Here is a 22,644-nt window from a genome sequence, read left to right as displayed (position 1 = left end):
GCTACTATCGTGTCTATGGGCCAGATGTGCGCTGACGAACATCCAGGCCATTTTGGGCGTTTACCCGAAATTGAGCGGTATTTTTAACCGGTTCACGGCGAGTTGCCGGTGGGGTATCGGCCGCTCTGAAGCTGGGCCTGAGGAAGTCGATCACCTCGGCATCTGTGATCGGCGTGATATGCAGCCCGAAAGCGGCGTTCAGCGAAGTGACAAGGTGCTGCGTCCAAAGCGTATTCCAGACTACGCCCGCGTGCGAGTCTGCAAGGACGGCATTGTGCGGATCGTCGCCGGAGGTATTGGTAATCGCCCAGCCAGGCCCCAGATGCACCGTCTTGTAGTTCGGACGGCCGTGTTCGTCGCGATGGCCCCACAGGCTTCTGAACCACGCGCCATCTTCGAGAACATAGACGTGGCGGTCCGCGGCGGCGAGCGCGCGCAAGCCATTGTTGAAGCGATCGATGCCTGCGTCGATATTGGCTATCTCTTTCGCAGATTGCCAACTGTCGAACTCGCCCGACCAGTCCGCGTTGCTGCCTGCGGCCGAGAGCACGATATAGGTGTCCGGGTGATGTTTGCGGATCAGCGCGACGGCCTCGTCCACTGCCTTGATGCAGGCGTTGATCGCGGCCACGGGGCGCGGCGCGGCCGGATCGCGGGACAACTCGTCGAGAACCTCGTGGCTGCCGAGATCGTTGGCGCTTGTCCTGATGAATACGATGCCACCTCGCCAGGCCTCGGGTTCCGTGTCCATCAATTGGACAAGACGAATCGCCTGGCGCTGCGAGTGCCCCATGAGTTCGTCGCAGGTCGCACCGCTAATCGCGAAGTTGTAGCGGTAGTCCTCCTTGGGGGGCGTGCGGGCGAGCGCACCCAGGGCTTCGCTGGCAATAGCCCAATACTTCCCGGTTCCCCAGACGCCCCATTTGCCCTGGTCGATCTGGTCTCCGCGCAACTGGGCGAGCACCTCGGTCCACTGCCAGGTGGTCGCGCGCCACTGGCCTCCTCGCGCGTGCGGATCGCCCAACATGAGTGTGTCGTGATAGGACTGGCTGTCGGAGTCTCCGAGCACCGCAAATCGTATCCGTCCAGACGGAAGCTCCGACGCCGTTGCGACGGCGACTGGCGCACGGCGAAAGAGGCCAGGAACGGCGAGTCTGGCAAAAAGGCCAGCGACGGTCAGTGCGCCGAAGCATGCGACGAGCAAGAACCTGCGCGAACGGGACATAGGCCATTTGCCCTATTGTGACGTTCCGGGATCATCACGCCTCATGGGCGCTTTCCTGTTTGCCACTCACTGTTTCGGCAAAGCGTTCCAGCAGTTGCTTACCCATGACCGCCGCGCCGGCGGCGCGGAACATCTGGTTGTGCATGCCCGGAACCTCGGTAACGATCAGCTTGCCGCTGACCACTTCGCCCCAGCCCATGTCGTGCGCAAAGAGCCGCCCCTTGAGCACCTGGCCGCTGCGAAAGATCTGAACATTGCCGTCGTAGGGTTTCGGACGATACCGTACCTGCTGCTCCCGCAGATAGCCGATATTGCGGCCATACCAGAGGTTGTCGTCGATCATGTTGTTCGCGCCGTCGTTCTTCAGGATGCCGAACTTCACCGCCAGCTGCGTGAGATGCAGCCAGCGCACGGTCCGAAACTGCTGGAGGAAGGCAATCATGGACATCTCGCCGCGCTTCGCGAGGCGGTAGTCGCGCGGGATGTCGTCCATGCGCACCTGGAATTTGCGCAGCAGGCGATCGTACCAGGGCATCGTTTCGCGATACCCCGGGCACCAGGAATCGGTCAGGACGACCAGTTCCACCGTTTCGCCCTCGCGGCGCAGTTGATGCGCAGCCTCGAGCGCCATCGCGCCCAGCACGCAGTAGCCCATGAGGATATAAGGGCCGCGTGGCCGGATCAGCCTGATGAGCCGCACGGCGTCCGCGGCGAGATCCTCGAAAGCGCGCAACGGGAAGTTGGGCTGAGGCGTCTTCGGCACCATGGGAACATCGACGATGGGCCGCTCGTCGCCGACCTGTTTAGCGAGCTCATAGAGTACCGCGATGTTGTTGAGCACGATGACGGGCGTTTGCGAGCCCTCCTCGTTGAAGTGCACGACGTAGTGCGCTTTCGCTTCCAGCTCGGCCCGGCTCATAAAACCGCTGACGCCGACGCCACCCGCGACTTGCGCCAGGTCTTTCGCGGCAGCCTGCTCCGGCGGCCGCTGCGGCATGACCTCGGCGGTTTCCAGCACCTCGCGCCATTGGGCCAGATGCCGGTCGATCGTCTCGATGTCGTAGAGGTCCGTGTCGCCCTCGCACGAGATGCGCCAGCCTTCCGGGCGCCGCACCATGAAGAAGTTGAGGTCGTAGAGCGCGCCCGCATTGAAGGAGGGCGATGTCGTCGCGGCGAAATCCTGGCGGCGGACTTCGTCGCCCATGCCGACGAAGCTTTGCTGCAAGGCGAAGTTGACCGAGCATAGCGGCGGCCGCTGCATATCGGACACTTCGCCCGCTATTTCCATCATCTCTTCGAACGGCAGATGAAGATGCTCGATGGCGTCGCTGAGCTTGGCGCCGCATTGCGCGGTCACGTCGGCAAGCGTGCTGCTCCGGTTCACGTCGAGGCGCAGGATCACCGTATTGATGAGCGGCCCGATCACGCCCTCGAGTTCCTGCTGATCGCGCACCGACATCTGCGTGCCCATGGCGACTTTGCCCTGGCCAGTCGCCTTTTGCAGCGACATCGCAAGGGCCGCCGCCGCGACGCTGAAGAGCGTCACGCCTTGCGCCTTGGCGGCCGCGATCAGGCGCTCGCTGAGCGCGTCCGGCAACAGAATGGAGCGAATGACGCCCTGGAAGCGCCGCTGCGGCGGCCGCGGACGATCGCCTGCCACGTCGAAACGGCTGAAGCCTTTCAGTTCCTCGCGCCAATGGACGCGAGCGCGATCGATCGCCGCGCCGGCCAGGAACTCGCCCTTCCAGAGCGCGTAGTCGCCGTGGTGCAGGTCGACGTCGGGATAGTCGGGATCATGGCCCGCGTGCAGCGCCGCGAGTCCTTCCACGAGTTCGCGCACGAGGATCGCGAAGGACCAGCCGTCCATCACGAGCGAATGGAAGGTCAGCTGCAACTCGCCTTGCGTGCTCGACCTCGGCAACCACACGGCCCGGAAGAAGGACGCGCACGACAACTCGAAAGGCGTGCGCGCCTGCTCCTGACCCACGCGCTGGGCCTCGGACAGCGCCGCCTGTTCGTCCAGACCGCCGAGATCCACCACCTCGAGCCGGAAGGGGACGCGGCTCCAGACCTGCTGGCGCAGCCCCGCACCCGTCATCAGGAAGCCCGTGCGCAATATCTCGTGCCGCGCGACCAGTTCGCCGAGCACCTGTTCGATGCCCGCGGCCGTGAGCGGCCCCGACAATTGCAGCCGGAAGGCGATGTTGAGCGCGGAGGCCTTCGGCGACGCCTTCTGCTCGTGCCAGTAGCGTACCTGGCAGGCGGTCGCCGGGAACAGGGCATGGCCCGCTTCGACCTCCTGCACAGGTGCGATATTCAAGGCTATCGAGTTCATCGCTCAGGCTCCCTCGGCAATCCTGCGCTTGAAGTTGAGGATCGACGGCCTCGCCACGGCAGGCGCTTCGACCAGCGCGTCCGTCTGCGTGCCGTCGAGGCTCGCGGCCAGCTGCTCGATCGTGACGTTCTTCATGAGCTGACGCGCATCCACGCCCAGCCCCCGTTCGTTCATTCGCGCGACGATGCGAAAGAGCTGCAGGCTGTCCGCGCCGAGGCTGAAGAACTTCTGGTCGATACCGACCTGCTGGAGGCCGAGCACGTCGCCCCAGATCGCGGCGATGGTGGACTGCGTCGGCGTCAGGGCCACGGGTGCGGCCTGGGCGACGACGATCTGCGCCGGTTCGCCCGGCTGCGGCTCGACAGCCGCGGATTCGACCGGCATCGGCGCTGGCGGCACGACCTTGAGCGCGGCATGCGGCTGGCGCACCGGGGCGGCTACCATATCGGCCGTCGGCACGGGCAGGGCCTTGCGGTCGAGCTTGCCGTTCGGGGTCTGGGGCAGCGCATCGAGCGTCATCCATAGCGTCGGCACCATGTAGGACGGCAGTTGACCGGCGGCATACGCTGCGACCGCGCTCTGGTCGGGCTTGTCAGAGCCCGTGCCGACCAGGTAGCCCACGAGGCGCGGGCTGTCGCCCACGGTGTGCAGGGCGACGGCGGCTGCGGCAACGCCGGGCGCCCGGCGCAAGGTGGCCTCGATATCCTCGATCTCGATGCGGAAGCCCCGCAGCTTGATCTGCTGGTCGCGACGGCCCAGGTGCTGCAGCGAGCCGTCGGCGAGCCGCTTCGCCAGATCGCCGGTGCGGTAGAGCCGGCGCGGCGCGGCGCCTTCGATGGCGACCGACCTGAACGCGGCATCCGTCAGGTCGGGGCGGTTGAAGTAGCCCTTCGCCAGGCCTTCGCCGCCGATCCACAGTTCGCCGCTCACGCCTTCGGGCGCCAGATGCAGGTCGTCGGTCAGCACGTGCAGGTCGGTATTGGCGAGCGGTGCGCCGATCACCACCGGTGCGTTCGCCATGACGCGCGAGGCGGAAGACCAGATCGTCGTCTCGGTCGGGCCGTAGAGGTTCCACACCTCCGCACCGGTCGCGAGCAGTTCGTCGGCGAGGTCGCGCGGCAACGGCTCGCCGCCGCACAGGATCTTGAAGCCCTTCGGCGCCTTGAAGCCCGCCTCGAGCAGCATGCGCCACAGCGAAGGCGTCGCCTGGAGAACGGTGGCGGCTTCTTCCTTCAGGCGCGTCACCAGCTCGAAGCCGGTGCGCACTTCCGCGTGCCCGGCGATAAAGGTCCGCCCGCCCGCGATGAGCGGCAGGAACAGCTCGAGACCCGAGATATCGAAGGAGAACGTCGTCACCGCGACGATGCTGTCCCTGACCGTGAAGCCCGGCGCGTGCGCCATCGAAAGCAGGAAGTTGCTCAGCGCGCGATGGCCGATCTCCACGCCCTTGGGCTGACCCGTCGAGCCCGACGTGAAGATCACGTAGGCCGAATCCGCATCCGTTACGGCGGGCAGCGCGACAGTCTCGTCGTCGTCCTGCGCGAGGAGCGCCTCCACGTCCAGCACGCGATGCGCGCCCGGTTCCAGCAGCGTGAGGCTCGCTTCGTCGCTGAGGACGGCGGCGATGCCTGCGCCATCGAGAATCTGGCGCAGGCGCGCAGGCGGCATCGTCATGTCGAGCGGCACGTAGGCGCAGCCGGCGCGCCATACGCCGATCATGGCGGCCACGGTCGTCGCCGTGCGCTCCATCGCGATGGCGACGCGCGAGCCCGCTGCGATTCCCGCCGCCACGAGCCGGCGGGCGATCTGGTTGGCGCGCGCGTCGAGTTCGCCGTAGGTGAGGCTCGTCGATTCGTCCGACACGGCCGTCGTATCCGGGGCCTGCCAGGCCTGCGCGGCGATCAGCGCCGGGGTCGTCTGCGAGAGATCGTAGTCGCGCCGGGACGCGTTCAGCTCGTCGCGCAGATGGTGGATTTCAGCGTCGCTCAGCAGCGGCAGGGCGGCGACCGGCGTTTCGGCGTCGCGTGCGATCGCCGTCAGCAAGGTTTCGTAGTAACCGAGCCAGCGCTGGATCGTCGCTTCGTCGTAGACGTCGGTGTTGAAGTCGCAATCGAGCCGCAGGCCCTGCGCCGATTCGATCACGTTCAGGAACAGATCGAAGTTGCTGTAGGCCTTCGCGTTCGGCGTGAAGTGCGTGGTGACGCCTGCCATGTCGAGTTCGCCGTCGACCTTTTCCAGGTTGAACTGCAGATCGGTCAGCGGCAGCCGGTTGAGATCGCGCTTGATGCCGAGATCGCGCACGAGCGCGCCGTAGGTGTAGTTCTGGCGGTCGCCTGCGTCGTAAAGATGGTCGCGCACCGCCTTCATGTGCGTGGCGAAAGGCTTCTCGCGGTCGAACTTCACGCGCAGCGGCAGGAAGTTGACGCAGTGCCCGACCAGCAGCGCTTCGCCTGCTTGCGACTGGCCGGCCATCGGTGCGGCGATCACGACATCGTCATTGCCGGACAGGCGGCCGAACAGCACCTGGGCCGCGCCGAACAGCGTGGCGAACAGCGAGCAGCCCTGCTTCGAGGAGGCGGTCTTGACCTGCTTGAGCAGGTCGGCGCCCAGATGGCGGGTCGTCGAGGCGCCGCTGAAGCTCTTGCGTTCCGGGCGCGGACGGTCGCCGGGCAAATCGGGTTGCGGCGCCGGGTTGCGATGGACGTTCATCCAGAACTCGCGCGTTTCCTTCTCGACGCCGATTTCGTCCTGCGCCTTGGCGAAGGCGAGGAAGCTCTGCACTTCGTCGAGTTCGGGCTGCGTGCCCCAGACTTGCGCAGCGTACAAGGCGGCCAGATCGCGCAGGATGATGTTGATCGACCAGCCGTCGCAGACGATGTGATGCGCCGTGAACACGAACGCCCACTTCTGCGCTTCGAGGCGCACCAGTGCGGCGCGCGCGAGCGGGGCCTGGGTGAGATCGAAGACCTCGCGGGCTTCCGCGTCGATGATGGCCTTGAGCTCGCCCGCCGGATCGGCGTGGCCCGAAAGGTCGATCGGGACCAGCGGCACGGTCGTCGCCGGTTCCGCGAACATCCTGTCTCCCACGCGCGAGAAGTGCACGCGCAGCGCATCGTGGCGGGCGACCGTCGCGGCGAAGGCGCGTTCGAAGGCGGCCTCGTTCAGCTTGCCGTTGAGTTCGAGCGTGAACGACTCATTGAACGCGAGCGAGGCCTCGTGGCCCTGCTGGGCCGACATCCAGATCTCCTTCTGCGGCTCGGTGAGCGCCGACTGCGTGAGCGGCGGCTCGGCCTGCGCAAGCGCCGCGGCGTCGTGCGCGCCGCCGAGAATGCCGACGCGCTGGAGCGCGTCGATACTCGCGATGAAGGCGTCGCCGATCTTGCGGATGTCCTCGTCCGAGTGGCTCGTCGTCAGGAAGCAGGGGAAGCCTTCCATGATGTGCACGCCGAGGTAGCGCATATACGGATAGAAGAGGCTGCCGAGGCGATCCTCGCCCGCGAGATTCACATAGAACCAGCTCGAGAAGGACTCGGCGCGCGTGGCGATGCCGACCTTCTCCAGATGCGCGTTGATGCGCTGCACGAGGCCGGCCATGCGCTCGCCGAGCCCTTCCTGCAGTGCCGGGCCCGCTTCCTTGAGATGCAGCAGGACGGCTTTCATCGCGGCCAGCACGACGGGGTGGCGCACGAACGTGCCTGCGAAGAACGTAGGCGGCACTTCGGGTACCGAAGCATCGCCGAACTGCCATTGACCGCCGTCGAGCGCGTCCATGTACTGCGTGGTGCCGGCGAGCACGCCGATGGGCAGGCCGCCGCCGACCACCTTGCCGTAGGTCGCCATGTCGCCCTGGATGCCCCACAGGCCTTGCATGCCGGCCGGATGGACGCGAAAGCCCGTCACAACCTCGTCGAAGATGAGGGCCGAGTCATTGGCGGCCGTCACGTCGCGCAACTGCTGCACGAACTCCTTCGGACGCAGATTCGGATGGCGCGACTGCACGGGCTCGATGAGCACCGCTGCAATGTCGTCGATGTTGGCCTTGATCCACTCGAGGCTTTCGGGGCGGGCATACGGCAGCACGACCATGTTGCCCACGGAGGTCTGCGGGATTCCGGGGGCGAGCGGGAACGCGCGCGGCACGCCCGCTTCGCTGCCGGGCTTCACGAGCACTTCGTCGAACTGGCCGTGATAGTCGCCGTCGAAGCAGACGACCTTGTCCTTGCCGGTCACCGTGCGCGCGAGGCGCATCGCCGCCATCACGGCTTCCGAACCGGTATTGCAGAACGTGACGCGCTGATGGCCCGTCATCTCCGAGAACATCTGCGCGACTTCGCCCGCGAGCGGCGACTGCGGTCCGATAGCGAAGCCTTCTTCCAGTTGCGCGTTGACCGCGGCGACCACGAAATCGGGCGTGTGGCCGAACGCGGTCTGGCCGTAGCCGTTGACCACGTCGATGTATTCATTGCCGTCCACGTCCCAGATTTTCGAGCCCTTCGAGCGCTGGGCGACGATCGGATAAACAAGCTCCTTCCATTCCTCGCGGAAGCCGCTGGCGGTGCGCGGGTCGGCGAGCACGGCCCGGCAGGACTGCGTGCGCGCCTTGGAGGTGGCGGTTTTGGCCGAGTAGCGCGCGGCCAGATCGGTGATGAACGCCTTCTGGGCGTCGGTCATCTGGGCCGAATGCGTGGCGCCGGGCTTGTACGCGGTGAAGCGCGAGGGGCGGTTTTCCTCGAACTTGATCTCGGGGCCGGCAGCGTGCGCGGGCGCGGCGGCGGGTGCGGGCGCTGCCGTTGCAACGGCCGGGGCGGCTGCCACGGCTGCCGGTGCCGCGATTTGTGCCGCTGCAGGTTGCTGCACGGCCAGTGGCGTACCTTGGAGCACCTCGAGTTGACGCGCCATCACCGACTGCATCGCGGCGAGCTGGTCGCGGATCACCGACTGGAGGTCGCCCGTGGCCGGCGCAACAATCGCTTGCACTGCTACAGGCGCGCCCACCTGAACTGCCGCAACGGCGGCAGGCGCGGCCGCAGCCTGAACCGCGACCGGCGCAACAGCAGATGCCGCAACAGGCGCAGCCTCGGCAGGCACTTCCGGATCAGGCGGCATGGCGCCATCGAGGAACTGCGCGAGGGCAGGCAGCGTCGGATAGTCGCTCATGATCTGCCGGAAGCTGATCGTGACGTCGTAGCGGCGGCGCAGCTGGCGGGACACTTGCCCCATGAACAGCGAGTCGTAACCGAGATCCCAGAAGGTCACGTCCGGATCGGACGTATCGGGTGCTTCGCCGGACATTTCGGCGAGCAGTGACGCCAGTTCGGCAATGAGACGCGGTTTGCGGTCGATTTGGACGGTTTGGGCCATGGCGGTCTGAGGAATATCGATTAGGGCTTCGGACGGGGCTGGTGCGGCAATCGCTGGAACAACGGTCGTCGGCTGGCGTGAAGAGGCGGGTGCCGGGGCGTCAATCCAGTGCCGTTCCGGCTCGAAGGGATAGGTCGGTAGCGAAACGCGGCGGCCGGCTTGCGCCCGCAGCGTTTTCCAGTCCGGCTTGACGCCGTTCAGCCACAGGCGCCCGGCTGCCTCGGCGAGGACGGCGAACTCGCGCTCGCGCGTGGCGAAATCGGGCAGCGAGGTAATCGCGCCCTGATGCCGGTCCTTGGGCAAGCCCTGCAGGACGAAGGTCGAGAGCGTGCGTCCGGGGCCGATTTCGAGCAGCAGCGGCTTGCCCTCTGCCGTGACCGTGGCCAGCGCGTCGCTAAAGCGCACGACATTGCGGCAATGGCTGGCCCAGTACTGTCCCGGGACCGGCTGATCCATCGCCGCCCACTGCCCGGTCACGCAGGACACGTAGGGGATCTTCGGTCTCGCGAAAGAAAGGCCGTTGGCCACTTTCGCGAGATCGTCGACGACGCCCGACATCATGCGCGAGTGGAACGCGTGCGAAGTGTGCAGACGCCGATGCTCGATATCGCGCGCCTTGAGCGTGGCCTCGAAGGCCTCGATCGCGGCGAAGGGGCCTGCCACGACGCTGAGCGCGGGCGCATTGATCGCGGCGAGATCGACGTCTGCGGGCAGCATCGGGCTGAGCTCGGCCTCCGACAGGCGCACGACCAGCATCGCGCCCGGCTCGGCCGACTGCATGAGCGCGCCGCGTTGCGCGATGAGGCATAGCGCATCCTCGAAAGCGATCGCCTCTGCCACGCAAGCGGCCACCAGCTCGCCGACGCTATGGCCGATCATGGCTGCCGGCCTGATGCCGCGCGAGATCCACAACTGCGCCAGCGCATATTCGACGAGGAAGAGCGCAGGCTGCGCGTAGATCGTCGAGCGGATCGGGTGTGGGGTGTCGTCGCCTTCCGGGACTTCGCCGAGCAGCAGCGTGCGGATGTCGAGGCCGAGGTGGGGCGCGAGCGCCTCGGCGCCCTTGTCGATCCATTGGCGATAGACCGGCTCGGTGCGATAGAGCTCGGCGCCCATGCCCGGATACTGCGCGCCCTGGCCCGGAAACATGAAGACGACCGTCGGCGTGGCCTGCGGCGCCTGCGCTTCGATCGCGCCTTTCTGGAGCCTCGCCTGGGCCTGCTCCACGCTCCCGGCGATCACCACAGCACGGTGCGCGAAATCGCGGCGCCCCGTTTGCAGCGTCGCGGCGACGTCGGCCAGCGCGATCTCCGGATGGCTAGCGAGATGGGTCGCGAGATTCGCCTTTGCGCGTTCGAGTGCGGCGGCGCTGCGGGCCGATACGGGCAGGATCTGGAGTCCTTCGCTTTGCGCGTTCGAGGCGCTACCGCAAGGCGCCTCCTCCAGCACCATATGGACGTTCGTCCCGCCGACGCCGAGCGAACTCACGCCGGCACGGCGCGGCGTGGCGCCATCGGTCCAGGGACGCACGGCCGTATTGAAGAAAAACGGACTGTTGCTCGGGTCGATGCCCGGATTGGGCGAACGGAAATGCGTGAGCGGCGGCAAGGTGCGGTTGCGCAGGGCGAGCGACGCGGCGATGAAACCCGTCACGCCCGCAGCCGCGTCGAGGTGCCCGACATTGGCCTTCGCGGAGCCGAGCGCGCAGAACTGCCCGCCCTCGGCGCCGCCCAGGCGAAACGCCTGCACGAGGCCCGCGAATTCAATCGGATCGCCGAGCGGCGTCGCCGTGCCGTGGGCCTCGATATAGCCAATCGACGATGGATCGATGTCGGCCTCGGCGTGCGCGATGGCAATCGCGCGAGCCTGGGCATCGACGCTCGGGGCAGTGAAGCCGACCTTGTCGGAGCCGTCGTTGTTGATGCCCACGCCGCGGATCACGGCATAGATCGGATCTTCGTCGGCGATGGCGTCTTCGAGACGTTTGAGCAGGACCACGCCCGCGCCGCTGCCGAATACCGTGCCCTTCGCATCGGCATCGAACGGACGGCACACGCCGTCGGGCGCGCCCATGCCGCCTTCTTCGTAGAAGTAGCCGCGCTTTTGCGGGAAGGTGATCGAGACGCCGCCGGCCAGCGCCATGTCGCAGCGTCCCGCGCGAAGATTTTCGACCGCGAGGCTGATCGCCGTGAGCGACGTGGAGCATGCCGTCTGTACCGAGATGGCCGGCCCCGTGAGCCCGAGCTTGTAGGCGGTGCGGGTGGCGACGAAGTCACCGGCCCCCATCAGCTTTTGATACTCGCCGATCTGGAACTGGCTCGTAAATTCGTCGATGACCGCGCGATCGGACAGGACGTGCTTGAGGAAGTAGGTGTTCATCGACGTGCCGGCGAACACCCCGACGGCGCCGGCGATCGTTGCCGGGTCGTACCCGGCATCTTCGAACGCTTCCCACGCGATTTCGAGGAAAAGGCGTTGTTGCGGGTCGGTCAGCGCCGACTCGCGCGCCAGCATGCCGAAAAAGCCCGCATCGAAGCGGTCGACATCCGCGAGTATCGGCCGCGCCTTGACGTAGCTTTTATCGCGGCGCGAGCCGTCATCGAAGCTGTCCTCGAGTTCCGCCACGTCGAAATGCGTGACGCAGTCGCGCCCAGCGAGGATGTTGGCCCACAGTTCGGAGACATTGCGCGCGCCCGGAAACCGCCCGGACATGCCGACGACTGCGATGGCTCCGCCTTGCGCCCCCCGGCGCTGGCGGATTGCGTCTTTGTCCGGTGTTGGGAGTGTCGTGCGCAGTTGCGCGGCCAGTGCCTCGACATTGGGGTGGCGGAACAAGTCCACCAGCGCGACCCTGGCCGCGACGTCGCGCGCGATGATGGCGTGCGCGCGCATCAGATCGAGCGAGCGCAAGCCGAGGTCGAAGAAGTTCGCGCGGCGATCGACGGGCTTGCCGAGAAGCCCTTCGAACACGGATGCGAGCCTGTCTGCAACATCATCGTCCACGGGTGGGGCCGCTGCCGATGCTTCGGATTGCGTATCGATTTGTGCAAGCAGCGCTTTGCGGTTGATCTTGCCATTGGGCGTCAGTGGAAAGTCCGGCAGCACACGCAGCTCCGACGGCATCATGTAGTCGGGCAGCGCGGACTTGAGATAAGCGCGGATTTCCTTCAGGAGGCCGGCGGCGTCCGCGGCATCGGCTTTTACGAAGCCCGCAATGGCTTTGCCCATGCGGCCGTCGAACGCCGCCACGGCCGCGTCGGCCACGCCGGGCGCCACGCGCAGTGCATGCTCGATTTCGTCGAGTTCGATGCGTTTGCCCGCAATCTTGATCTGCCGGTCGTTGCGGCCCAGGAATTCGATCGCCCCGTCCGGGCGGCGGCGCACGAGGTCGCCCGTGCGGTAGAGCCTGGCGCCGGGTGCGAAAACGTCGTCGACGAACTTCTCGGCCGTCAGCTCGGGACGGTTCAGATAACCGAGCGCGACGCCGTCGCCGCCCGTGACCAGTTCGCCGACTTCGCCGTCGGCAACCGGCACGAGCTTGTCGTCCACGATGTAGGCGCTCGTGCCCGCGATGGCGTAGCCGATGGGAATGGCGTCGCCATTGGCGAGCGCCTCGCCGTCGCGCGGAATGCGGTAGCAGCAGGTAAAGGTCGTGTTCTCGGTCGGGCCGTAGCCATTGATGATCTGCAGACCCGGATGAGCCTCCATGACCTTGCGTACGTGGACGGGGGACAGCACGTCCCCGCCCGTTAGCGCCTCCCTGAGCGGAAGAAAGGCTTCCAGCCGATAGTCGGCGAGCGCATTGAAGAGGCCAGCCGTGAACCAGGCGCTGGTAACGCCGAGTCGCGCTATCTCGGACGCGATCGTGTCGAGAGAGGGCTGGACCTCGTTGACGATGGCGGCGCAGCCGCCGTTCAGGAGCGGTCCCCAGATCTCCAGCGTGCTCGCATCGAAGGCGAGCGGCGCGAGGTTGAGGAAACGCGTGTGGGGCGCGAGCTCGGTAAAGGTCTGGCCCTGCACGAGGCGCAGAATCGCGCGCTGCGGCACGATCACGCCCTTGGGCTTGCCGGTCGAGCCGGAGGTGTACATCACGTAGGCAGCGTCGTCACGGCTGCTCGCGTGGAGCGGTGCGGGCTCGGCCGCTTCGGCTGCCGCCACGACATGCTCGAGATCGACCGAGACGCCGTTCAGTTCGCCGACGCTGGCGAGCGCCGCCGCTTCGGCGATGATGAGCCTGGGTGCGCAATCGGAAACGATAAAATCGAGCTGCGCCTTGGGATAGGCGCGGTCGAGCGGCACGTAGACGGCGCCCAGCCGGAGGATCGCCAGCATCAAGGCGAGCGTGTCGCGGCTGCGCGAAACCATGATCGCGCAGCGCTCGCCCGGCTCCAGTCCCATTTCATGCAGGACGGTTGCGAGCCGCGCCGAACGTGCGCCGAGGGCGGCGTAATTTTCTTCGCCCGTGGCGTCAATCACAGCAAGATGATTGCCGAACCCGGCACATAGGGCATCGAAGCGCGCTGCCACGCCGGGCACATGATCGGTCCCGTCCGGCAAAACGCCTGAAAGTCCATCTCTGTGTGACATTTGCTACTCCCCCACAATTTCGACGAAGGTCCCGTACCGGGCAAGGGCTGGCGATGGGCTCGCGGCACTTGCGCAGAACGGCAACCGGTCACGGGAAGCACAAGCGCCAGGCGGCTTTGCGCACCTGGCTCGTGTCCCAAGTTTGAAATTTGCTGTAGGAGGAAGGTAATCTTCCGCGGGATGCCTATCCGTTCGCCGTCGCACACACGATGTGCTGCAGCAACACGTCGCGCTCGGACTGCATGGGCGTGGGGGCGCGCGGGCTGTGGCCCGCCTTGCGCCGTGCGGGTGGGTTTGGCGGCAATCGCGGCGCGGGTCCTGGGTGCGCTCTTTCGGGGCGAAAAGCGGCGTGATGTTGTGCGTCACAACAACCGGATCGCGCGCTGGACGCTGGACGCGACGATGACGGTGCGCCCGAAGCCTCGCGAGATCAGTTCATGTCGACGATCGACCAGCCACTGTGGCGGGCCGCCACGGCCCCCGCGCAGGTTGCGCTGGGTGACAGGGCGCGAATGCACCAATGCGACGCTTCTGCCGCCTCGCCGCCGACGAACCGGGGTGTCGTGTCGCCGTGAACGGAAAGATCGAACTCGAAATGCTCCGGCGGCAGGATGAAGCCCGTGCCGAGCGCTTTCAGGCTGGCCTCCTTGCGCGCCCAGGTTTCAAAGAAAACCGTTTGCCGTTCCGATGCCGGGAGCGCGTCGAATTGTTCGCGCTCGCGAGCGGAGAAGACTTCGAGCGGCAGGCTTTCCTCGATCGGACGATGATGTTCTACATCGATGCCCACTTCGAAGCCGCTCGAAACGGCGAGCGCCGCCGTGTTCTCGCTGTGGCTCAGGTTGAAGCAGATCCTCCATCCAGCGGGCTGGCTCGTGCAAAACGGTTTGCCTTCCGGACCATATTCGAGTGCGATCGCCCGCGGGGAGCGCGCGAGATAACGGCCAAGAATCTGTCTGAGTTTTCCGCGTCCGCTCACGTAGCGGCGGCGATGCCGTTCGAAGCGAAAGTTGCCGGCCCGCTCGTGCTCCTGTGCGGATAGCATTTGCCAGTACCGATCAAAATCACTTTCGCAGGCGTCAAGGTCCCATTGCCAGACGTGGACTTCCTGCGGGGCCGGCGGCGTGAGTGGCGACGAGGACATTGAGGGCCTGATTCGACTTGGAGACATGCCGGTGCGGCACGGGGCTTCGCGCACCACCCGGTTGAGTCCGCAACGAGTGTCACACGCACCAGAGAATGTACAGATACAACTCTCGCGGATTTGTTGGGCAACCCACGGAACCGCACCGGCGACACGGCCTACGATTCATCAAGGCGTGATGCAATTACGCTGCACTGCGTGCGCGCATCCGTGCGGGGATCGACGAGTCGACGCGGCAATTGCCGGAACAAGGTGTCGAGCAAACCTGTGGCGCTCACCGGAAGTAGCCAGGCTGCCTGGTTCTTTGCGACACGACGCGGCGCTGGACGAATCATCTATGGCCTTGGCTTCCAGAACGCCGGTCGATTGCCTTCGTTATTGAACTGCGTCAGCGTTGGCGTTCGAGAGAAACCGGGCCGAAGTCCGCTGGAGGAAGATTTGCCGTCAATATCCGTATGATTCTGGAAAGTAATATCAATATTTTTGTAATGTTTCTCGCCAAACGAGTGTGACCTGCTTATGCGAACGATGTGGCAATGCAAGGCTGAGTGTAATTAAAGCGCTACCAGAGCAGGCCGGATGGTTTTGCTCTCTGCGCAAGGAAGTTGTCGAAATTCAGATTCGAGGTGCGGGATGCGGTGTGATTTTGACAATGCCTACAACGTGAGTGTGATCATTCCACACTACAACAGCCTTGATTTGCTGTGGGTAGCAATAGAATCGATATCCAGTCAAACCGTTGTTCCGCAGGAAATTATCGTCGTAGACGATGCATCGGGGCTGCAGTTCGAACTGCCGGGTCGTTGCGGAAACAACATTGTCTTGCGCCTCATTCGCGAAAGCGAGAACCATGGTGCGGCGTGGTGTCGGAACCGGGGCATTGAAGAGGCCACCGGCGATCTGATCGCCTTCCTCGACGCCGATGACCGATGGCTCCCTAACAAGCTCGAGCGCTGCATCGCCGCGTTCGGCCCAAAGCCCGCCGGAAACGAAGCGAAGGTTCTCTTCAGCAACGTCGTGCTAACGGATGCGGGGCGGCGTATCCTGGGCAACCGTTCCCCCTATGATGGGCAGTCGATGCTCGACTTCATCCTGCTGGAGGGGGGCTATATTCAGACCTCGTCGATCATGATGTGGCGTCATCAGTACCCGCTGATCAGCTTCGATGGATCGCTGCGCCGTCATCAGGACTGGGATTTCGCCATTCGGGCCGAAATGGCTGGCTGCGTATTCGTTTATTTGCACGATGCACTGGTGGAGTATTCCCTGAGCGAAAGTCCCGCGAGAATATCGAAGGCGATCAGTTGTGAACCCAGCCTGGTATTTTTTGAAAAATACAGCAAGCTGATGTCCAAAGGGCATGTCTCATCATTTATATTTAATGTTCTGATTTACAAGAAAATGAGTATTGCCTTGAGACTTGCCATTGTCGAGCGGGTTTTGTTGAGAGAGGTAGAGCTTCCCAGCAAGGACTGGGCGTCACTGTTTGCGAGGCTGGTTATCGGTTGGGGAGGTGTGAATTTAATCAAACAGTTGATACGGATATTCCTCGACCAGGATTATTCGGCTTGATTTGCATCGGCCTCGAAAAATAAAAGTTTCAGCCGGCGGCCCGGCAAGCTTGCAGACCCAGTTTCCTCCCCTCCCGTTTGACCCGCCTTTAATTTCGAAGCGCTAGACCAGGACTGGTTCTTCCCCTTTATATCTCCCCGATCGCCCGATTATGTCGTGGACGTTCATAAACGTCGAGCGCGCCATATCCGGTTGGGGTTGTGTATGTCGGCGCACAGATGGTGCATCTGCGCTCTGCTCTAATCTCAGAGCCGATACCGCCTGCGTGTGGAGAACGTTTCGACTTCGAGGTCCCAAATGCGTCAATTTGTCCGCGATTTGTTTTACTCGTCTGTCGCCGATAAACAGGTCAATCTACCGCTGCCGCCGACGTCGCTCGCGATCCATTCGCGCAAGCTCAATATCCTGCTGCTCGGCACCTGTTCCGTGGAGATGCTCGTCAAGCGAAGCGCAAACTCCGGGCACACCATCCGCCACATACTGATGGGCTCGAGACGCCACGCCCCGATCCCGGAGGCTGCGCCAACCGATGACGTCGTCGTCGTGAATTTCACGCTCCGTCACATTCTGGGCGAAGTGACACAAACGCCCGAACCGGTGGTGGACATGGTTTTTGCGCGTTTGCGTTCAGACGGCGAAGTTCGCTCCTTTCTGGAGAGAACGGGGGAATATCTCGCCCAGAAGGTGGCGCAGGTCGCCGCGCAGATCACGACGGCTCCGATTGTCTTCATGTCGTTTTTCGAGCCGAGCTTCAATTACGACGGCGATCTCATCGATCCATTCGCGATGACATCGCCTGGATATCTGGTGCGTGAGATCAACCGGCTTCTGTCTGACGCCGTGCGCAGGACGAATAATTGCTATTTTCTCGATGCCAACGAAATATTGAACTTTGTCGGCCGCCGGCACCTGCAGGACGACGTCCTGCTGAGCAGCTCCCATGCCTCGTTCATCAACGACTGGGATTTCAAGCTGGACGCGAATCGGCTGATTGCGCCTAAAGCAATTGGGAATATCGTGACCTATGAGGTCGCGTCCCGCGAATTTACTCTCGCGTTCCTTTCCCGGATCGAAGCGATAGTCAAGGTTATCGAGCAGCGAGACCCGGTGAAGCTGATTATCGTCGACCTCGACGACACCATGTGGCGCGGCGTGGCAGCGGAAGGCGAGAGCGTGAGTCTCGAACAACGCATCGAAGGCTGGCCGATCGGTCTAGCCGAAGCTTTGCTCTTCTTCAAGAAGCGCGGCGGATTACTGGCGATCTGCAGCAAGAATGAAGCAGCGCCCACCATTGAACGGTTCAACGCCATCTGGCGCGGCGCCATTACCATGGACGACTTTGCGTGCGTGCGCATCAACTGGAAGCCCAAGTCGCAGAACATCCTTGAAATCCTCGAGGAGGTGAATCTGCTTCCGGGCAACTGTGTCTTTATCGACGATAACGACCGTGAGTTGTCGGAGGTGAAGGCGGCGATCCCGGCCATTCGTTGCCTCGGCGGCAACCATTACGACTGGCGGCGCATCATTTTGCGGTCGGCCGAAACGCAGGTCCCCATCGTCACCGAAGAGTCATCGCGCCGCACCGAACTCGTGCGCGCGATCTCGCAGCGCGAAGCCAGCGCCGACACCGGCAATGGCGTTTCGCGGGAGGCGTGGCTAGCTTCGCTGCAACTGCGCCAGTCGTTCTTCCTGATCAGGACACCGCAATCGAGGCACTTTGATCGCGCGTTCGAACTGATCAACAAGACGAATCAATTCAACACGACCGGGAAAAGATGGGAGCGGTCGGAGTTCGAGACGTTCATCAGGCAGGGCGGATACTGCGTGGTCTCTTCGCTGCGGGACAAACTGATCGACAACGGCATCATCTCCGTTTGCCTGATTCGTGGCGAGAAGATCGTCCAGGTCGTCCTGTCGTGCCGCGTGTTTGGGCTTGGCGCGGAGCTGGTCGTCGGGGCGATTGCGACGCGCCTGGCGCTGAAGTCCGGCGCCGAAGTCCGCGCCGAGCTGGTCGATACGGGAAGGAACGCAACCTGCCACGACTATTTCAAGAGGCTCGGGTTCTCCCAAACGGCTGCGGGATTGTACTCGCGCACCGCGAACGAACTGCCGTCCTATATCGAGATCGAGAATAGGGGCGCGGCCGAGTTTCCACCTGTGCGGATTTAGTGCAGCGCTCGATCGAGGCGTTTGCAAGACAACGCAAGCTCTCGACCGCCATCCACGGCCCCCAATGAAGGTGACCGGGTGGGAAGGCCCGGTATGCTGACGTGGCTGCTCCCGCAGCGCTGGTTCTACAGAGAGGTCAAAAAGAATGATTAGCCCGACCAGTCCCTTCCCGGTTTTTGCCGCTGTGCTCCTCGCACTCGCGACTGCCAAAGTCTTGATCTGGCGATTCGGCGCTCCCAACGCTGCGGGACGCTTTGCGACGATCGACGGATTGAGAGGATACCTGGCGTTTTTCGTTTTTCTGCACCATTCCTGCATATGGTACTTCTACATCAGAACCTCGCAGTTTGACTCACCCCCAACGAATTTCATGGCGAATATCGGACGAGCCAGCGTGTCACTGTTTTTCATGATTACCGGCTTTCTGTTTTCGACGAAAATAATCAATGACAAAGAGAAGGGCGTTGACTGGGTCAAGCTTTACGTCTCCCGGGTCCTGCGGCTGACGCCATTGTATCTGTTCGCCATGCTACTGCTTTTCGTAGCGGTCGCTTGCATGTCGGGTTTCACGCTGGCGCAATCTCCTTTAACGCTGACGGTCAATGCATTGAGATGGATAGGCTTTTCAAGTTTTGGTGAGCCGGATCTCAACGGAGTAGAGGGCACGAAACTCATTTTATCCGGTGTGCCGTGGACACTCGCCTATGAGTGGGGATTCTATCTTTGCCTCCCGCTGCTGGCGGTCGTAATTGGAGCGATTCCGCCATTTGCGGTATTGATTATCGGACTTTTCGGCGTGCTTGACCTAGTTCATTTTCACGCAGAATCAAGATTCCTGGCGCCGTTTCTTGGGGGGATCATTGCGGCACTTCTTTGCCGTCACGCCTGGTTCCGCAACCTTTCACAGAAGAAGATCGTCTCGCTCGTTGCAATCGCCGCGATCGCCGGGGCGATCATCCTGTTTCCGACGACCTATGCGCGCATCCCGTTGGCGCTGCTCTCCCTGAGCTTTGCCGTGATTGCCGGCGGCGCCACCTTGTTCGGCGTCTTGACCAGCCAGCTATCCCGCATGCTGGGAGAGCTTGCTTACAGCATCTATCTCCTGCACGGGTTCATTCTGTTTACGCTTTTCAACCTTGTCGTTGGAAAGCAGGGCGCGAGAATATTCACCCCTCTGGAGCACTGGTTCACGATCCTGCTGACCACCCCCGTCTTGATTCTCGTCAGCTATACGACCTTTCGATTGATTGAGAAGCCCGCCATGCAATACACCGAAAGCGTTAGCAAATGGGTGCGCCAGGTCGTATTGACGAAGCGCGGCGCGTTGGAAGAGTCGCTTTGAATGCATGCGCGCGGCTTCCACTTTGACCGGCACCAGCAGCAACCCGTAGTGTTCGAATCTGCAGGGGAATATCGGCCGGCAGCCGGGTCAGGAGGACCGGGTCAGGGGGAGTCGCAAGGGCCAACGGCAGGCCACCGCCGCAACCAGCAGAACGTAGGTTGCGAGGAAGTAGTAGGTTAGAGAATGCACCCGAATATCAAACAATCCTTCGAGGCATAGAGGCACGATGGTCAGGAAAGGGAAAATCTTTAAAAACAATCCCACCCACCCATCGCCTCGTGACGAAAGGATCATGGACAAATAGAGGCAAACCGCAAAAACGCTGAAATCATAGGACATCAACCTCGGGTTGAGCAGAATGAGAATGGCGAGGAAATAAAACAACTCGCTCGCCGAGCTGATCTGCACAGCGCGTTGCCCATGCCTGACCCGCAGAACTACCGAAATCAATATGACGAGAAGCATCAGGAAAAGATGGAGGACGAACCCGACCTTTCCCATCCCAAACCTGGAAAACACACCAAAAATAGTCAGCCCTGCGTCCCCATGCTGGACGATCTGATTGTAGATGGCGCCCTGGAATCCCGCCCACAGTTGTGGGTAGAGGGCAGGTTGGGCGATGTAGATGCCGGCAACCGACAGCAGCACCGCGACGAATGCGAACCAGCTGCGGCGGGGCAGAACGAGATAGAGCAACGCATAGGCAAGGAAGTAGGGCTTGATGGCAGAAAATAATATGATCGCGATCGCATGCGGCACCAACGTGTAGACGGACCGCTTCGTGTATAGAAAGTAGGATAGCGACACGAGGAGCAGGTGAGCGAAGACGCTGATGTTTCCCGTCTGGATCGAAGCAAAGCCCGATCCGCCAATCAGGAAGCCAAGAATCAGGCAAGGCGCCAGGCGATGATAGGGGATCAAGGACTTCAGACTCAGGCTAACGCAGGCAATGCCTGCCGCCGAGGCTAGAACCAGGAAGGCAAATGCTGTCGGGAAGTCGACAACGGAAAATACCTTGAGGAAAGCGGGCGGGTAAACAAATGGAAAGTCGCCCGATGCGCATACGTAGGGGTCCGGTCCCTGCGAGTAGCAACTCAGGCCTTTCTCATAGACATGGTAGTCCCAGAAAAACGAGCCGCCTGTTCCGCTGAATGCGAGAACCAGTAAGAAACAGGTGGCGGCAGACAGGCTCCATAGAGGCCATGACTTGTCGTCGGTAACGCTCGCGATATCCAGCTTCAAGGACGCCCCCATTTCGGCTGATGATCATCAAATGGCACGGCAGCCGTGCGGCTTACGCATTACTCGCAGCTTCATTGGAAGCCTCACACGCGCTTTGCCAGATTCAGAGGACTACCGTAGGCGATGGCAGGGCCTGGGTCTGTGCACTAGCGCACGTCGCCGGATGGTGGCTGGCATATGGGAAGGCAATATGGGAAGGCAAAAAACTCGAGGTGCCCTGATGCGATATCAGATCGCGAGCAGCATGCTCAAGCCCGATAGTGCGATCACAGCGAGGCTCGCACGATCCTTGAACGCGAATACGATCGGGTCGTCGTGCATCGTGCCGCGAAACGCGCACATCCAGATCCGGCTCACCCAAAAGAGCGTGAGCGCAAAGGTGGCCCACAACGCTTGTGGATGGAGGTACAACGCCTTCATCTCCGGCGTATTCAGGTAGAGAGCGAGCACGAGCACGGCGAGGTAGGCGGAAGCCGTGCCGAACGAGCGCAGGATCGAGATGTCCTGGGTGATGTAGCCGCGTCCGGCGGCTTCAGTCTTGCCTTCGCGCAGGATCATGTCGAGTTCGACATAGCGCTTGACCATGGCGAGCGAGAGGAAAATCGGCACGCAGAAGAGGATCAGCCAGTACGACAACGGAATACCGGTTGCCGCTCCGCCCGCGATGACGCGCACGGTATACAGGCACGCGAGCGTGAATACATCGACAAGCGTCACGCGTTTGAGTGCGAACGAATAGGCGACAGTGGTCGCGAAGTAGGCGGCCAGCACGGCTCCAAACTCCCACGGCAGGAGTGCCGCGAGGCCGCCGCCGATGCCGAGCAGTGCGATCGTGAGCAAGATGCCGAACTTCAGGGACAGCTTGCCGGAAGCGAATGGCCGGCTGCGCTTGCGTGCGTGGCGACGGTCGGCGTCGAGATCGAGCATGTCGTTGAGCAGGTACACCGACGACGCGGCCAGGCTGAACGACAGGAAGGCGATGCACGCGGCGGAGAGCGTGGAAAAATCCGTGAAGCGGTGGGCAGTGAGAAGCGGCACAAAGATCAGTACGTTCTTCACCCATTGATGCACGCGCATTTCCTTGAGTACGAGTGGAATCAGCCGGCGCTTCTCTTCGAAAAAGATGACGGCGGCATTTGCCTTGCGGGCTGCAGAGGCAATGTGACTGTCACCCACCACGATCGCCTTGCGAGCCTGGCGCCATACCGGCAAGTCCGCGCGTGCGTCGCCACAATAGTCGAAGCCGTGGTCGCCAAACTGCTCGACCAGCGCCCGCGCCTTGTTTTTTCCGAGCAGGTTGTTGGTGACCGTGCTCGCGAGCACGCCGCTAAAGAGTCCAACGTGTGCGGCGATCTGGGAGGCGAGGCGCTGGTTCGTGGCCGTGCACAGATACAGATCGCGCCCGCTAGCCCGCTCGTCTCGCAGCCACGCGAGCAGCTCGGTGTTGTAGGGCAGGACGCCGACGTCCATGTTCACCCGCTGTGCAATCTGCTCCTTCAGATAAGCACGACCGCGCAGTGCCCAGACAAGGCACAGGAAGATCGACAGCGGACTCTGCTTGACGAGTACGAAGAAGGCTTCAAACAACAGGTCGGTGCGAGTGAGCGTTCCGTCCAGGTCCACGCACAGCGGGACTGGGTGGGCGGCGGGCGTGGCCATGTTCATTCTCC

General features: G+C 63.0%; 9 protein-coding genes. 3 read left to right on the top strand and 6 right to left on the bottom strand.

All coding sequences use genetic code 11. From position 1 onward, the window contains the following. Positions 1-13 precede the first annotated feature (13 nt). The 4 genes from BHE01S_RS07550 to BHE01S_RS07535 form a co-directional block, all read right to left on the bottom strand. The gene (locus tag BHE01S_RS07550; protein ID WP_245639667.1) at positions 14-1,027 is read right to left on the bottom strand and encodes an SGNH/GDSL hydrolase family protein; all 1,014 of its coding nucleotides are present in this window, start codon (positions 1,025-1,027) and stop codon (positions 14-16) included. 232 nt (positions 1,028-1,259) lie between these two features. After that, complete coding sequence (locus tag BHE01S_RS07545; RefSeq protein ID WP_042262271.1) at positions 1,260-3,560, bottom strand: condensation domain-containing protein; 2,301 nt, start codon at positions 3,558-3,560, stop codon at positions 1,260-1,262. A gap of 3 nt (positions 3,561-3,563) precedes the next feature. Continuing rightward, the gene (locus BHE01S_RS07540) at positions 3,564-13,508 is read right to left on the bottom strand and encodes a hybrid non-ribosomal peptide synthetase/type I polyketide synthase (RefSeq protein ID WP_052405758.1); all 9,945 of its coding nucleotides are present in this window, start codon (positions 13,506-13,508) and stop codon (positions 3,564-3,566) included. A gap of 430 nt (positions 13,509-13,938) precedes the next feature. Then, entirely contained in the window at positions 13,939-14,706 is a 768-nt protein-coding gene (locus BHE01S_RS07535; RefSeq protein ID WP_245639666.1) for a 4'-phosphopantetheinyl transferase family protein, read from the bottom strand. Between the two features lie 606 nt (positions 14,707-15,312). On the opposite strand from BHE01S_RS07535, the gene BHE01S_RS07530 reads away from it, so the two are divergent. The 3 genes from BHE01S_RS07530 (at position 15,313) to BHE01S_RS07520 (ending at position 19,732) form a co-directional block, all read left to right on the top strand. Further along, positions 15,313-16,221 (top strand): glycosyltransferase family 2 protein, encoded by a 909-nt coding sequence (locus BHE01S_RS07530; protein ID WP_245639665.1) that lies wholly within the window; start codon positions 15,313-15,315, stop codon positions 16,219-16,221. 297 nt (positions 16,222-16,518) lie between these two features. After that, positions 16,519-18,390: an HAD-IIIC family phosphatase gene (locus BHE01S_RS07525; RefSeq protein ID WP_052405756.1), complete on the top strand. Its 1,872-nt coding sequence runs from the start codon at positions 16,519-16,521 to the stop codon at positions 18,388-18,390. 145 nt (positions 18,391-18,535) lie between these two features. Next, positions 18,536-19,732: an acyltransferase family protein gene (locus tag BHE01S_RS07520; RefSeq protein WP_052405754.1), complete on the top strand. Its 1,197-nt coding sequence runs from the start codon at positions 18,536-18,538 to the stop codon at positions 19,730-19,732. An 87-nt stretch (positions 19,733-19,819) separates the two neighbouring features. Here the strand turns inward: BHE01S_RS07520 and BHE01S_RS07515 are convergent, their stop codons facing one another. Together BHE01S_RS07515 and BHE01S_RS07510 are read right to left on the bottom strand one after the other, a co-directional pair. Then, a complete protein-coding gene (locus BHE01S_RS07515; protein WP_157025211.1) occupies positions 19,820-20,974 on the bottom strand; it encodes a hypothetical protein in 1,155 nt (384 codons plus the stop codon). 228 nt (positions 20,975-21,202) lie between these two features. Continuing rightward, on the bottom strand, positions 21,203-22,633 hold the full coding sequence (locus BHE01S_RS07510) for a UbiA family prenyltransferase (protein ID WP_042262693.1): 1,431 nt from the start codon (positions 22,631-22,633) through the stop codon (positions 21,203-21,205). Between the last annotated feature and the right edge of the window lie 11 nt (positions 22,634-22,644).

It is taken from the genome of Paraburkholderia heleia NBRC 101817, assembly GCF_000739775.1.
In the GTDB taxonomy this organism is placed as follows: domain Bacteria; phylum Pseudomonadota; class Gammaproteobacteria; order Burkholderiales; family Burkholderiaceae; genus Paraburkholderia; species Paraburkholderia heleia.
This window is presented reverse-complemented; position numbering and strand designations above follow the sequence as displayed.